We start from the raw sequence: 13,109 nt of genomic DNA, 5'->3' as shown, positions 1-13,109 counted from the left end.
TGTCGCTTTCGCTGCGTTACCCCATCTTCTGCCGGCTGATTTCCGGTGATACCGATTGCCGTCGGCTCGGCTTTGTCTTATCTTGTTTTGGCCGTCTAAACATCCGTATGTTTTTATGGCTAATTCCCCGGGGTGCCGAATTCACATCGACGGCGACGCATCGCCGCAGGACATGGCCGGGTACACAACAGACAAACACAGAAAAACAAAGAGACAGGACAGATGGAAACACAGGCATTGTGGGTACTGGACGGTGGCATGGGGCGTGAGCTGGCACGGCGGGGCGCGCCGTTTCGCCAGCCCGAGTGGTCGGCGCTGGCGCTGATGGAGGCGCCGCAGACGGTGCGCGAGGTGCATCAGGCCTATGTAGCCAGCGGTGCCCGTGTCATCACCACCAACAGCTATGCGCTGGTGCCGTTTCATATCGGCGCCGAGCGCTTTGCCGCCGAGGGGGAAACGCTGGCGGCGCTGGCGGGCCAGTTGGCTCGCGACGTGGCCGATGAGCAGGATGGCGCCGTGCAGGTAGCGGGATCCTTGCCGCCGCTGTTTGGCTCTTACCGTGCCGACTTGTTCGAGGCGGACAGGGTGAGCGAGCTGGCGGCGCCGCTCATTCGGGCGCTGGCGCCTCAGGTGGACATCTGGCTGGCCGAGACCATGAGCCTGATCGCCGAGCCGCTGGCGCTCAAGGCGCTGTTGCCGGCGGATGGCAAGCCGTTCTGGGTCTCCTTCACCCTGGAGGACGAGACGCCAGGGCGCGAGCCCCTGCTTCGCTCCGGCGAGCGGGTGGTGGATGCCGTCACAGCGCTGGTCGGGGTCGGAGTGGATGCCATCCTGTTCAACTGCTGTCAGCCCGAGGTGATCGAGGCCGCGCTGGCGGTGGCCGGCGCCAGATTGCAGGCGCTGGGGCGAGGGGATATTCGCCTCGGTGCCTATGCCAACGCTTTTCCGCCCCAGCCCAAGGAGGCGACCGCCAACGACGGTCTGGACGAGATCCGCGCCGATCTGGGCCCGCTGTATTACCTCGGCTGGGCCGAGCGCTGGCGCGCCGTGGGGGCCTCTCTCATCGGCGGTTGCTGCGGCATAGGCCCCGAGCATATTCAGGCCCTGGCCAGTCGGCTGCGCTAAGGAGAGCATATGAAAGAGAGCAAAATAGGCCTCTGGTCCCTCACCGCCCTGGTGTTCAGCTCCATGGTGGGGGCGGGTATCTTCAGCCTGCCCCAGAACATGGCCGAGGTGGCCGGTGCCAGGGCCGTGCTGATCGGTTGGGGCGTCACCGGGGTGGGCATATTGGCGCTGGCCGCGAGTTTTCTCTATCTGTCGCGGCTAAGGCCCGATCTCGATGGCGGCATCTACAGCTATGCCCGCGCCGGCTTTGGCGATCTGGTGGGCTTCTTCTCCGCCTGGGGCTACTGGCTGTGCGCCACCATAGGCGTGGTGGGCTGTCTGGTGATCGCCTTCGCCGCCCTCGGCAGCTTCGTCGACACGCCAGAGCACATCTGGTTTGGCGAGGGCAACACCCTGGCCGCCTTCATCGGCGAGTCCTGCATCCTCTGGGCCGTGCATCTGCTGGTGGCCCGCGGCGTGCAACAGGCGGCCCTGTTCAATCTGGTGGCGACCCTGGCCAAGAGCCTGCCGTTGCTGCTGTTCATCCTGTTCGCCTGCTACTGGTTCGACCCGATGACCTTCGCGGCGGATCAGGGGGGCAGCACACTGGCGGTGCCTGTCTCCGAGCAGGTGCGCAACACCATGCTCATCACCCTCTGGGTCTTTACCGGCATCGAAGGGGCGGCCGTCTTGTCGGCCCGCGCCAGGAACAGGCGGGATGTGGGCACGGCCACCGTGCTGGGGGTGGTGCTGGCACTGCTGCTCTATGTGCTCATCTCGGTGCTGGCGCTGGGGATATTGAGCAGACCCGAGCTGGCGGCCCTGCCCAACCCCTCCATGGCGGGACTGATGGCCCAGATGACCGGCTCCTGGGGCAAGCTGCTGATCAGTGTCGGCCTCATCGTCTCGGTGCTGGCCTCCTACGTGAGCTGGACCCTGTTCTCGGCCGAGGTGCCGTTCAGTGCGGCGCGCCACGGCGCCTTTCCGGCCATCTTCCGGCGCCAGAACCACAATGGCACCCCCATCGCCTCCCTCTGGCTCACCAGCCTGACGGTGCAGGGTTGCCTGTTGCTGGTGTGGCTGCTCGGCAAGGGGTATACTAGTCTGCTGCTCATCTCCACCTCGATGATCCTGGTGCCCTATCTGCTGATCGGCCTGTTCCTGCTCAAGCTCTCCTTGAGTGGGCAGGGCAATGGCTTGATGCGGGCGGTGGCGCTGCTGTCGAGCGGCTACGGCCTCTGGTTGCTCTATGCCGCCGGGGTGGAATACCTGCTGCTGTCGTTGCTGCTGTACGGGCCGGGCCTGCTGCTGTTTCTCTACAGCCGCCGCCAGCTGGCTGGCGCCGAACGGCTCAGTGGCCGCGAGCGACTGCTGGCCGGGATGACCCTGGTGAGCCTCATTCCCGCGCTCTGGTCATTTGTCCATGTCTGACTCGGGTCTGTGACTGGCAATGAAAGAGAGCGCCCTGGTGGCGCTCTCTTTTTTGCTCTGCTTCAAGGCTCTGACTCAGGCGCTGCCGGGGCCGGCCGGTTTGCCAAACAGCACCCTCAGCTTCTTCTGCCAGGGCAGGCCGCGGGCCTCGCGCAGCATGTCGCGCCACTCGTGGAAGGTGAGGGTGAGGGGGTTGAAGCTGCGGATGGGCTTGGTGATGCCGAACCGGCAAGGCTCGGTGGGGTCCTCTTCCACGAAGGTGCCAAACAGTCGATCCCAGATGATCAGCACCCCGGCGAAGTTGCGGTCTATGTACTTGGCGTTGCTGGCGTGATGCACCCTGTGGTGGGAGGGGGTATTGAGGACCCACTCCAGCCGGCCAAGCTTGCCCACCACCTGGGTGTGGACGAAGAACTGGAAGCCCAGGCTCAGTAGCACGGTGGCGACCACGGCCTCTGGCGGGAAGCCAATGAGGATCATCGGGATCCAGAACAGCCACATGCCGGAGACGGGGTACATCAGGCTCTGGCGAAAGGCGGTTGAGAGGTTGAGCCGCTCGGAGCTGTGGTGTACCACGTGGGAGGCCCAGAGCCAGCGCACATGGTGGCTGGCGAAATGGAACAGCCAGTAACAGAGATCCTGCAGCAAGAACAGCAGCAGTACGCTCCAGAAGTTGAGCTCGATATCGAACAGCCGCCAGCCCCAGAGGGCGTCATAACAGTAAGCGATGGCGATGGCCGCCAGCGCATCGCCGCCCTGATGCATCAGCGCCAGCGCCCCGTTGGCAAACAGATCCCGCCACTGGTAGGTGGCGGTGGGAAAGGCCGCCCCGTGTTTACGCAGATAGAGCATCTCCCAGCCGATGAAGGCCAGAAAGACGGGGGAGAGGTAGAGCAGCAGCAGTTGCACATCCATGTGATGCATCCGGTTGGACCAGTTGGGTTCCAGCATACCGAATGAATTTAAAATTTCATTAACATTTCATTCCCTGAGCCGTGTAGGCGCCCTGCCTGGTGACCTGTTCAACCGCTTGTTTCTGCTGGCAAATGATGAGCATTGGTGATGCACCCCTGGACGCGTCACCCCGCTGCCGGCGTCCTGTCGTCTGGCGAGCCCTCGCTTACACTGGAAGCTGGTACCTTTCCCGGGGTGCCATGGGCGGCAAGGTGCCGGCGGTGGAGGACAGATGAGAGCGATCCTGGTGTGCGTCATGTTCGGCCTGTTGAGCACGAGTGTGCAGGCCAACGACAGCTTCAACAGCGAGTTGAGCCATTTCATCGGCGGCGCGGCCATGGGGGCCGGCTTCACGGCAGTTGCCGATCATTACGGCTATCGGGAGCAGAGGGGCTGGGTCGGGTTCGGAATTGCCACCGGCATAGGGGTGGTGGGGGAGCTGGCGTCGAGCAACGGCGAGTTCTCCGCCCTGGATGCGGGGGCCAATGCGCTGGGGGCGGCTCTGGGGGCCTATGGTACGGATCGCTGGTTACTGGCGCCGGTTCTGCTGCCCGATCAGCATTATGCGGGGCTGATGAGCCGTTACCGCTTCTGAGGGACCGCGCTGGCCGGTCCCGGCATCAAATAAGAGAGAGAGCCTGGGCTCCCTCTTCGTTTTCTTCCTTTTGCTTACAACACCTGGCTCAGGAACTGGCGCAGGCGCGGGGAGGGGGGGTTGTCGAAGAAGTCGGTGGGCTTCTCATCCACCAGCAGCTCGCCGCCCTCCATGAACAGCACCCTGTCCGCTACCTCGCGGGCGAAGCCCATCTCGTGGGTCACCACCACCATGGTCATGCCCTCCCGGGCCAGCCCCTTCATCACGTCCAGCACCTCGCCCACCATCTCGGGATCGAGGGCGCTGGTAGGCTCATCGAACAGCATGATGCGCGGCTGCATGGCGAGCGCCCTGGCGATGGCCACCCGCTGCTGCTGGCCACCGGAGAGCTGGGACGGATAACTCTCGGCCTTGTTGGCCAGCCCCACCTTGAGCAGCAGCGCCTTGGCCCTGTCCTGCGCGTCGCTGCGCGACAGACCGCGCACCTTCTGGGGAGCGAGACTGATGTTGTCCAGTACGTTGAGATGGGGGAAGAGGTTGAAGGACTGGAACACCATGCCCACCTCTTCCCGCAGCTTGTTGACATCCCCCGGTTCGGTCAGGCAGATGCCATCGATCAGGATGTCGCCGTCGTTGATGGTCTCCAGCTGGTTGAGGGTGCGCAGGAAGGTGGATTTGCCGGAGCCGCTTGGGCCGACGATCACCACCACCTCTCCTTCGGCCACCTGGGTGCTGACGTTCTTCAGGGCGTGCACGCCGCCGGCATAGATCTTCTCCACGCCGGTGGCCTTGATGATGGGGTCCGCTTTGTTACGCATGGTCATGCCTCGGTCCTCCCGGCGTCGATCTGTCTCGGGTCGCCGGTCTCGATGATGGGATCAGTTGCTGCGCGCATATTTCACCTCCAGACGACGCACCAGGAAGGAGAGGGTGCCGGTCAATACCAGATAGAGCAGGGCCACGGTGAACCACACCTCGAACGGGCTGAAGGTGGAGCTGACCACCTCGCGGCCGGCCTTGGTCAGATCCGTGATGGAGATGACGGAGACCAGGGAGGAGTCCTTGATCAGGTTGATGAACTGGCCTGCCAGGGGGGGCAATACCCGCTTGAACGCCTGGGGCAGGATCACGTAGCGCATGGTCTGGGCCGAGGTCAGCCCCAGGCTGCGGCCCGCCTCCATCTGGCCCTTGTGGATGGAGCTGATGCCGGCGCGCACTATCTCGGCCACATAGGCGCCGGTGAAGACCGCGAGCGCCGCCACCCCGGCGGTGAAGCGATCCAGATTGAGTACGGTGCCGATGAAGAAGTAGACGATGAAGATCTGCACCAGCAGCGGGGTGCCACGGATCAGCTCCACATAGGTGACCGCCAGGTTGCGCAGGGCCGGGTTGGGGGAGAGGCGGGCGAGGCCGGCCAGGGTACCGAGCAGGATGGCGAAGATGCCCGCCACCAGGGAGAGCTTGACCGTGACCCAGACACCCCAGGCGATGGGGCCTGCGGTCCAGGTGAGTTCGATATCCAGGGTATCGCCGAGGAAGACGGTATCCCCTTCGGCAACCTGGGCGCCGCTGGCGGCAATGGGCTGGCGCTGGCCGGGATCGGTATCGTTTTGCAGGAACAGCTGGCCCTTCTCGGCGGCTGTGGTGCCGGCCACTACGGTGCCGTCAAACTCGGCGTAATTCTTCTGTTCGGCCTGGTAGGCGATGTACTGGGGGATGCGTTCCCAGCGCCAGGTGTAATCCACCGATTGCACGGCCTTGTAAATGCCAAAGACGGCGGTCAGCAGCAGCAGCAGGAAGATGCCATGCCAGAGCAGCTGATTGGGTTGTTTTTCCATCTGTCTTGTGGATTTGGGGTTGATCACTGTCACAACCTCTCTTGTCGTTATTGTGTGGGGAACTGCGTGAAGGGGCGGCCGGGCCGCCCCTTGAGAGGTTATTTGAGTTGATTCAACCAGGCGTTGGATTCAAACCACTTCTTGTAGAGGCGGTCGTAGCTGCCATCGCCCTTGATCTGGCGCAGGTAGTTGTTCAGCCAGTTGAGGGTGTCCTGATCCCCCTTGCGGATGGCCCAGGCCAGCGGCTCGAAGGTGAACGGCTTGTCGAGGTGCACCACGGCGCCCTGATTCTGGGAGGCGAAGATGGCGTTGTAGGGCAGATCGTAGATGAAGGCATCCACCTTGCCGTTGATCACTTCCAGCTTGGCGTCGTCCTGGGTTTCATACTGCAGCAGGGTGGCTTTCGGGATCATGCGCTTGACCGCCTGCTCGCCTGTGGTGCCGAGCTTGACCGCGATCTTGTACTTGGGATCGTTGAGATCCTGGAAGGACTTGATCTCGCCCGCCTTGTCCTTGCGCAGCACTATGGTCTGACCGACGACTATGTAGGGGTCGGCGAAGTTGACGCGCAGGTTGCGCTGGGGGGTGACCGTCATGCCACCCATGATGACATCGAACTTGTCGGTCAAGAGGGCCGGGATGATGCCGTCCCAGGCGGTGTTGACGAACTCGACCTTGACCCCCATCTCCTTGGCGACCATCTTGGCCAGGTCCACGTCGAAGCCGATGTACTGGCCCTGCTTGTTGGTCATCTCGAAGGGTTGATAGCCGGCATCGAAGCCGACGCGCAGCACACCGCGCTCCAGCACGGCATCCAGGGTGGAGCTGGGGGCGGCATTGGCCAGCCCGCACAGCAGCAGGGTAGAGAGAATGAGTTTTTTGATCATAAGTGACGTCTCTGTCGAAAGTGTGTTCGGCCTTGAACCTGATCCCGTGCGACTCCGTGGCACAAGAGACTGCTGCATCCGGCAACAGGCAAGACAGGATTATTGTCTTGAGTTGGGTAGAAGCCCCATATGAGATTCTATGAATGGCGCGCTGAGTGAAAAATGTACCAAAAGCCGATTGTGCCAGATGACTCAATAGGTTAGTGCGACTTTTTCCTCGCGGCCTGGCTCATAAAACCACATGAAAACAACATATCCATCTAACGCCGTGGGTTCAAGTCCAAAAGCTTATAAGGGGCACTTTCGCCGGATCAACGGGGATCAAATGGGCTTGATGATGACGAACCATAGTCGGATGACCCCTCTTCGGCCGCGGTGGGCTGGGACTCGATGGCCTCAAGCCGAGCGGCGGCCAGGAGGCGGGAGAGATGCTGACTGCGCGACGAGGGACCGACCCGAAGGTCGCCGTCAGGCCGGCTCGGCGAGCAGGGGGCGCGGCGCCTGGGCCTTGAGGAAGGGCAGCAGCAACAGGGCCGAGACCCCGGCCGCCACCGAGATCACCACGAAGAAGCCGTTCCAGTGCCAGATCTCCATCACCTTGGCCAGGGGATAGCCCGCCAGCGCCGCCCCCATGTAGGCAAACAGGCCGACGAAGCCGGTGGCGGCCCCGGCGCAATCCTTGTGGGAGCACTCGGCGGCGGCCATGCCGATCAGCATCTGCGGGCCGAACACGAAGAAGCCGATGGTGAAGAAGCAGGCCGCCTGCATCACGTAGCTGAAGAAGGGCATCAGCCAGAGCGATCCCACCGCCAGCAGTATCCCCACCGCGAAGATGAGGTTCATCGGTCCCCGGTTGCCGTTGAACAGCTTGTCCGATCCCCAGCCCGCCACCAGGGCGCCGATAAAGCCCCCGACCTCGAACATGGAGATGGCCGAGTTGGCGCTCATCAGGTTGAAGCCGCGCTGCTCCGTCATGTAGAGGTTGCCCCAGTCGTTGATGGCGGTACGCACCACGTAGACCAGCACGTAGCAGCAGGCCAGCAGCCAGATGTAGGGGTTGCCGAGCACGTACTTGCGCAGGATCTGGCGCGGCGTCAGATCGGCATCCTGGGTCTGTTGGGCTATCTCCAGCGCATCGCTTCGCCACTGCCCGACCGTGGGCAGCCCCAGGGTGCTCGGGGTATCCCGCAGTCGCCAGCAGAGGATCAGCCCGACCAGTATGGCGATGAGGCCCGGCACTATCATGCCGTAGCGCCAGCCATGCTGCAGGGCGATGGTGCTGACGATGAGCGGGATCAGCGCGCCGCCCACGTTGTGGGCCGTGTTCCAGGCCGACCACCAGAAGCCGCGCTCGGTGCGCGAATACCAGCTGGTCAACAGCTTGGAGCAGGGGGGCCAGCCCCAGCCCTGAAAGAAGGCGTTGGCGACCCAGAGTGCCGCGAACAGCCAGAGCGACGAGGAGAGGCCGAACAATATATTGATGACCCCGGTCGCCATCAGCCCCAACCCCATGAAGTAACGGGGGTTGGCCCTGTCGCTGATGATGCCGGAGAAGAACTTGGAGCAGCCGTAGGTGAGGTAGAACAGGGTCCACAGCATGCCGATGTCGGCCTTGTCCAGCATGCCGCTCGCCAGCATGTCCGGCATGGCGAAGTTGAAGCTCTTGCGGGTGAAGTAGAACACCGCGTAGCCCAGATACATGGTCAGCAAGATGTGCAGGCGCCAGTGGCGATAGCTGGCATCGATCTCGCGCTGATCCCGCACCAGGGGGGCCGCCGGGCGGCTCTTCATAAAGTTCAGCATGGCACTGGGCTCGTCCAGAGTGGGTCGTTACGCATGGGGCTCGTCTCGCTTGCGGCTGGGCAGGCTCAGGGTCAGCTGGGTGCCGTGCAGGCAGGAGAGCTGCAGGTTGCCCCCCAGCGCCTGCACCCGCTCGCGGATGCCGAGCAGGCCGTAGCCCTGGGCCGTCTGCTCGGGCAGGCCGCAGCCGTCGTCTTCCAGCAGCAGCTGCAACCGCTCCCCCTGCTGCTGGGCGCTAATGCGGACCGAGCTGGCGTTGGCGTGCTTCACCACGTTGTTGAGCCCCTCCTGGCAGACCCGGAACAGGGTGGCCCGCTGGGCATCGGAGAGATCCTCGTCCGCCAGCCGCCATTCGAGCCGGGTGACTATGCCGTGGCGTTCCAGCTCCAGCTCCCGCAGCAGGCTCTGCACCGCCTGCTCCAGGCTCATGTCGTCGAGCTGGCGTGGACGCAGCCGGCCGAGCAGGCCGCGCACGGCGTCATAGATGCCGAGCGACAACGTATCGATGAGGGCGCTGCTCTGGCCGACCCCAGGGTTGTCCGGCGCCAGCCGGCGCACTATCCCCGCCTGGGTGCGGATGGCGGTGATGGTCTGGCCTATGTCGTCGTGCAGCTCGCGGGCCACCTCCTTGCGGATACTCTCCTCTGTCTCCAGCAGCCGCTCGGTGAGCTGGCGGTTGTGGGCGAGCTGGCGGGTCAGCGCCTGGTTCAGCTCGCGCTGGCGCTGGATGCCGGCGCCGAGCAGCAGGCCGGTCAGGCTCTGGGCCAGCAGGGAGAGCAGCAGGTCAAGCGGGTGATCGTGCCAGGCCTGGCCCGCCATCAGCGCCACCGTGTTCATCAGGGTGGCGAGCAGGGCCCCCTGCCAGCCGTAACGCCAGGCCATGGCCATGATGGGGATGGCGAGGCAGAAGGGGGTGAAGCGCACCAGCGAGTCCGGCAGGCCGAGCTGCAGCCAGAGGCTGAGAACGAACAGCAGCAGGTACCAGATCAGGTGGCGAAAGCGCCAGTCCACCGGTTGATCGATCAGCGCCGGACCGAGCGGCACCCAGGTGGCGCGGGTGAGGTAGTGCCAGATCAGCATGCAGGTGGAGGTGAGGGTCAGGCCGCCGGTCAGGGTCAGCAGCAGGGCAGTGAGGCCATCCTCCCCGGCCAGGTGCCAGAGCAGGGACTGCAGCAGCGCCGCCGCGGTGACGGTGGCCAGCAGTACCAGCAGCTGCTGCCAGTCGTTGCGCACCCGCTGGCGGCGGGCGATGAGCAGCGGCAGCAGGGTGAGCAGGGTGCCGGCCTGGATCAGCGGCCAGGCTGGCAGGCCTATCTCGCCGTCGAGCCAATAGAGCAGCAGGGTTTCACACAGCAGCAAGGGCGGCCAGTAGGCGAGGGGGCTCTGCAGCAGCAAGCCGAGCCGCAGCCCGAACGGGAACAGCAGCACCGCCAGCACCGGGCCGCCCGCCAGGTGCAGGCCGATACTCCACAGGCAGAACCAGCCGGCGGCGAAGATGAAGCAGGCCGCCAGCGAGATGGCGACATAGCTGGCAATACGGGGGATCACCAGCTGTCCAGCATGCGGTGGGCCAGCTCCACGTTGTTGCTGACCTGGAGTTTGTCCATCAGGTTGGCGCGGTGGACGTGCACCGTCTTGGGGGAGAGCCCGAGCTGCTCGGCGATGGCCTTCACCTCCAGCCCGCGGGCCAGCAGCTGCGCCACCTCCCGCTCCCGGTTGGTGAGGGGATCCCGGCTGTGGCTGGCGAGCTTGTGGGCGATGTCCGGGGTCAGGTAGCAGCCGCCGTGGGCGGCGGTGCGCACCGCGGCGATAAGCTCCTCCGGGCTGCAGCGCTTGGAGAGAAAGCCCTTGGCCCCCGCCTGCAGCGCCTGCTCGATCAGCGCCGGGCTGTCGTGCACCGACAGCATCACCACGGCGAGGCCGGCGGGCAGGCGCTTGAGCAGCTCCAGCCCGGACTGATCCGGCATGGAGATGTCGCACACGCACAGCTGGACGCCGCTGCCGGGCAGGCCCGCCAGCGCCTCGGCGGCGCTGCCGAATTCGGCAACGACCCGCAGATCGGGTTCGAGATTGAGCAGTTGGGCGAAGCCGGAGCGGACGATCTGGTGATCGTCGATGAGGGCAATTTTTATCATGATGTCAGCCTGAAATCTGCGGCCAGGGTGCTGGCGCGGCCAACAAGATACCCGTGGCCGAGGTCAGGCTCAAGGGGGAGGGCAAAGAGTGACCAAGATAAGTGGCGGCGTGCACCCAAAGCTTGATCGGGATCAGGAGGGCAGGCGCCTGGCCGCTCAGCAAGGGACGCGCCGCCCCGAGCAGGCTGACGCGCGTCCGCGGCGACTAGCGGTGCAGCTCGCCCGCCCGCTCCGGCTGGTAGACCACCTCCAGGATCTCGACCTGGATGGTGCGACCGGCGGGGCCCGGCCAGGCGATGCTGTCACCCACCTTCAGGCCCAGCAGGGCGCTGCCGACCGGTGCCAGCACCGAGATCTTGGACTCGTCCCCCTGGGCATCCTTCGGATAGACCAGGGTCAGGCAGAACTCGGAGCCGCTGTTTTGCATCTTGAAGCGCACCGTGCTGTTCATGGTCACCACGTCCGGCGGCATGTCGGCGGGCTCGCGGATCTCGGCGCGATCCAGCTCCTCTTGCAGGGCCAGGTGCTGGGGATGGTTGCCGAGCAACTGTTCGATGCGATCCAGATCCAGGCTGGAGATCACGAGATGAGGTTGTTTCATAGGGCATTCCTTATCAATGGCGGACAGGACCAGGATGACGGGCAGGCTGGTCGGTCGAAAAAGTCAGAGGCTGTAAAGAGATCGCACAGGCGGTGCCCCCGAACGACTCGCGGTCAGGGGCGAGGGCGGGGGCTCAATGGGGTGTGAGCAGACTTGAAAAAATCATGAGCGCTTTCATGTGGATACCATAACCATTCTGGACGGCTTTGGCAATTGCCCCGGCCGAGGGCTCAGGGCGCCTGATAATCGTACTGCTTGATGATGTTGGCCAGGCTGCCGTCCCGGCGCATGGCCTGGATCGCCTTGCGCCAGCGGGCCGCCTCTTTGGGCGGGAAGTCGGGGTGGGCGGCGAGGTAGATGGCCGTGCGCTGCAGGGTCTCGCCGCGCACCAGGCTGGCCAGCGGCAAGCCGGCCTGCTGCTGGGTATAGCGGGCGGTGTTCCAGGCCACGGCCCAGCCCTGGATGCGGCCCAGCGCCAGCTTGTTGGCGTTGTTGGCCTCCGCCGCCACCGGCTCCACCCTGGTCTCGGCGATGGACTGGATCAGGCTCTGGCCATAGGAGCCGCGCATCACCCCTATGGTCTGCGCGGGCAGCTCCTCGATGGTGAGCGGGGCGGGATGATGCTGGCGGTGGCTGACCAGCACGAAGGCCTCGTCCAGCAGGGGGGTTATCCAGAGAAACTGGGACTCGCGCTGGGGGCTGCGCACCGGCGGCAGCAGCAGCACGTCCGGCCGGTGGCGGGTCTGGATGAGAGCGCGGGCCATCGGCATCAACTCGAAGGTCAGGGGTTCATCCAGGCGGCGGGCCGCCTCCTCCAGCACCTCGATGGTCATGCCGCTCGGGGCGCCCTGGTAGGAACGAATGACATAGGGGGGCACCTCGGCCGCGATGACCACCACGGCGTGGGCTGACTCCGTGGTCAAGAGGGCACCGAAGGCAAGCAGCAAGACGGAAATACGCATAACGGACCGGGACAAGGATGAGTACGCGAAGTGTACCATCTCTGCCCGTAAAGTGAGCGCCTCCCGTGGCGGGGGCGCCCTTAGTCGAAGAAGTCGCGCAGGTCCAGGGTCTGGTAGCCGTCCAGCTGTTGCCAGGGCAGCTGCTTGGGCAACGGCTTGAGGGTCAGCGTCATGCGGTAGCTGCGATAGCCGTCCAGGCTCGCGGACTCCACCACCAGGGGGATCTGCCATTGGCTCGACCAGAGGATCCGGGTGCGCTGCTTGCCCTCTCGCTTCTCGTACCAGCGCGCCTGCTCGGGCGCCGTCTCGTCGAGGGCGGTCATGCCTTGCAGCAGGGCGGGATCCACGAGATGGCGAATGCGCGTCCAGTCGGGTTTGAAGGCGACCTGGCCATACTCCTCGGCGGGCACCTCCACCAGCTGATTGTGCCAGGCATCCGCGTAGCGCAGCTGCAGCTCGCCATCCTCGGCGCGGCTGACCCAGCGGGCTGCCATCTGGTGGGTGAAGTGCTTGTGGCCGGGGTTGGCGTCGTGGCTGGCGTGGTAGGCGCGGGCCAGGGGCAGCGGGATCAGCCGCTGGCTCCACACCTGGTTGCCGACCCGCATCCACTTCTCCTGCCACTGGTTCGCCCGGGCTATGCCGTCGCTGCCGGTGACGCTGTCCTGATAACTGATGCGGGCGGCGAGATCCGGCGCCTCGTCGGCCCGCGCCTGCGTAAAGAGGGTGCTGCCGAGTAGCAGCAAGGGGAGCAAGAGTCTTCTCATCATCTGTCGCTCGAAAGAGCAGGGGCCCGTGCGGGCCC

At 64.7% G+C, this 13,109-nt stretch carries 13 protein-coding genes; 3 read left to right on the top strand and 10 right to left on the bottom strand.

From position 1 onward, the window contains the following. The first annotated feature begins 222 nt into the window (after nt 1-222). Both KW821_RS14385 and KW821_RS14380 read left to right on the top strand, forming a co-directional pair. Entirely contained in the window at nt 223-1,125 is a 903-nt protein-coding gene (locus KW821_RS14385; protein ID WP_218291927.1) for a homocysteine S-methyltransferase family protein, read from the top strand. Between the two features lie 9 nt (nt 1,126-1,134). Then, the gene (locus tag KW821_RS14380) at nt 1,135-2,535 is read left to right on the top strand and encodes a basic amino acid/polyamine antiporter (RefSeq protein WP_218291926.1); all 1,401 of its coding nucleotides are present in this window, start codon (nt 1,135-1,137) and stop codon (nt 2,533-2,535) included. 75 nt (nt 2,536-2,610) lie between these two features. Here the strand turns inward: KW821_RS14380 and KW821_RS14375 are convergent, their stop codons facing one another. Next, nucleotides 2,611-3,450 carry a sterol desaturase family protein gene (locus tag KW821_RS14375; RefSeq protein ID WP_218291925.1) on the bottom strand — a complete coding sequence of 280 codons (840 nt, stop codon included), beginning with the start codon at nt 3,448-3,450 and terminating at the stop codon, nt 2,611-2,613. Between the two features lie 271 nt (nt 3,451-3,721). Between KW821_RS14375 and KW821_RS14370 the strand changes: the two genes are divergently transcribed. Beyond that, on the top strand, nt 3,722-4,084 hold the full coding sequence (locus KW821_RS14370) for a hypothetical protein (RefSeq protein ID WP_218291924.1): 363 nt from the start codon (nt 3,722-3,724) through the stop codon (nt 4,082-4,084). 74 nt (nt 4,085-4,158) lie between these two features. Here the strand turns inward: KW821_RS14370 and KW821_RS14365 are convergent, their stop codons facing one another. The 9 genes from KW821_RS14365 to KW821_RS14325 form a co-directional block, all read right to left on the bottom strand. Continuing rightward, entirely contained in the window at nt 4,159-4,902 is a 744-nt protein-coding gene (locus tag KW821_RS14365) for an amino acid ABC transporter ATP-binding protein (RefSeq protein ID WP_256353496.1), read from the bottom strand. Nucleotides 4,903-4,962: 60 nt separating this feature from the next. Further along, a complete protein-coding gene (locus KW821_RS14360) occupies nt 4,963-5,922 on the bottom strand; it encodes an amino acid ABC transporter permease (RefSeq protein WP_218291923.1) in 960 nt (319 codons plus the stop codon). A gap of 98 nt (nt 5,923-6,020) precedes the next feature. Beyond that, the gene (locus KW821_RS14355) at nt 6,021-6,809 is read right to left on the bottom strand and encodes a transporter substrate-binding domain-containing protein (RefSeq protein WP_218291922.1); all 789 of its coding nucleotides are present in this window, start codon (nt 6,807-6,809) and stop codon (nt 6,021-6,023) included. A gap of 468 nt (nt 6,810-7,277) precedes the next feature. Continuing rightward, nucleotides 7,278-8,612 (bottom strand): MFS transporter, encoded by a 1,335-nt coding sequence (locus KW821_RS14350; protein ID WP_218291921.1) that lies wholly within the window; start codon nt 8,610-8,612, stop codon nt 7,278-7,280. Between the two features lie 27 nt (nt 8,613-8,639). Further along, nucleotides 8,640-10,157, bottom strand: a complete 1,518-nt coding sequence (gene uhpB / locus KW821_RS14345) for a signal transduction histidine-protein kinase/phosphatase UhpB (protein WP_218291920.1) — start codon at nt 10,155-10,157, stop codon at nt 8,640-8,642. Continuing rightward, nucleotides 10,154-10,744: a transcriptional regulator UhpA gene (uhpA, locus tag KW821_RS14340; RefSeq protein ID WP_033131170.1), complete on the bottom strand. Its 591-nt coding sequence runs from the start codon at nt 10,742-10,744 to the stop codon at nt 10,154-10,156. Before uhpA ends, uhpB begins: the two co-directional genes overlap by 4 nt. Before the next feature lie 205 nt (nt 10,745-10,949). Next, on the bottom strand, nt 10,950-11,345 hold the full coding sequence (gene rnk, locus KW821_RS14335; protein ID WP_033131171.1) for a nucleoside diphosphate kinase regulator: 396 nt from the start codon (nt 11,343-11,345) through the stop codon (nt 10,950-10,952). Nucleotides 11,346-11,575: 230 nt separating this feature from the next. Next, nucleotides 11,576-12,307: an ABC transporter substrate-binding protein gene (locus KW821_RS14330; RefSeq protein ID WP_218291919.1), complete on the bottom strand. Its 732-nt coding sequence runs from the start codon at nt 12,305-12,307 to the stop codon at nt 11,576-11,578. A gap of 80 nt (nt 12,308-12,387) precedes the next feature. Then, nucleotides 12,388-13,071 (bottom strand): hypothetical protein, encoded by a 684-nt coding sequence (locus KW821_RS14325; RefSeq protein ID WP_218291995.1) that lies wholly within the window; start codon nt 13,069-13,071, stop codon nt 12,388-12,390. Between the last annotated feature and the right edge of the window lie 38 nt (nt 13,072-13,109).

This window comes from Aeromonas sp. sif2416, from assembly GCF_019218665.1.
GTDB classification, from domain to species: domain Bacteria; phylum Pseudomonadota; class Gammaproteobacteria; order Enterobacterales; family Aeromonadaceae; genus Aeromonas; species Aeromonas encheleia.
The sequence above is the reverse complement of the archived record's forward strand: the minus strand, read 5'-3'. Positions and strand labels throughout refer to the sequence as shown.

What these genes read in the sequence shown, in the direction of transcription:
- KW821_RS14330 (WP_218291919.1), bottom strand. Translation starts at nt 12,307, where the DNA reads ATGCGTATTTCCGTCTTGCTGCTTGCCTTCGGTGCCCTCTTGACCACG.
- KW821_RS14370 (WP_218291924.1), top strand. Translation starts at nt 3,722, where the DNA reads ATGAGAGCGATCCTGGTGTGCGTCATGTTCGGCCTGTTGAGCACGAGT.
- KW821_RS14355 (WP_218291922.1), bottom strand. Translation starts at nt 6,809, where the DNA reads ATGATCAAAAAACTCATTCTCTCTACCCTGCTGCTGTGCGGGCTGGCC.
- KW821_RS14325 (WP_218291995.1), bottom strand. Translation starts at nt 13,071, where the DNA reads ATGAGAAGACTCTTGCTCCCCTTGCTGCTACTCGGCAGCACCCTCTTT.
- KW821_RS14360 (WP_218291923.1), bottom strand. Translation starts at nt 5,922, where the DNA reads ATGGAAAAACAACCCAATCAGCTGCTCTGGCATGGCATCTTCCTGCTG.
- rnk (WP_033131171.1), bottom strand. Translation starts at nt 11,345, where the DNA reads ATGAAACAACCTCATCTCGTGATCTCCAGCCTGGATCTGGATCGCATC.
- KW821_RS14375 (WP_218291925.1), bottom strand. Translation starts at nt 3,450, where the DNA reads ATGGATGTGCAACTGCTGCTGCTCTACCTCTCCCCCGTCTTTCTGGCC.
- KW821_RS14380 (WP_218291926.1), top strand. Translation starts at nt 1,135, where the DNA reads ATGAAAGAGAGCAAAATAGGCCTCTGGTCCCTCACCGCCCTGGTGTTC.
- KW821_RS14385 (WP_218291927.1), top strand. Translation starts at nt 223, where the DNA reads ATGGAAACACAGGCATTGTGGGTACTGGACGGTGGCATGGGGCGTGAG.
- KW821_RS14365 (WP_256353496.1), bottom strand. Translation starts at nt 4,902, where the DNA reads ATGCGTAACAAAGCGGACCCCATCATCAAGGCCACCGGCGTGGAGAAG.
- uhpA (WP_033131170.1), bottom strand. Translation starts at nt 10,744, where the DNA reads ATGATAAAAATTGCCCTCATCGACGATCACCAGATCGTCCGCTCCGGC.
- KW821_RS14350 (WP_218291921.1), bottom strand. Translation starts at nt 8,612, where the DNA reads ATGCTGAACTTTATGAAGAGCCGCCCGGCGGCCCCCCTGGTGCGGGAT.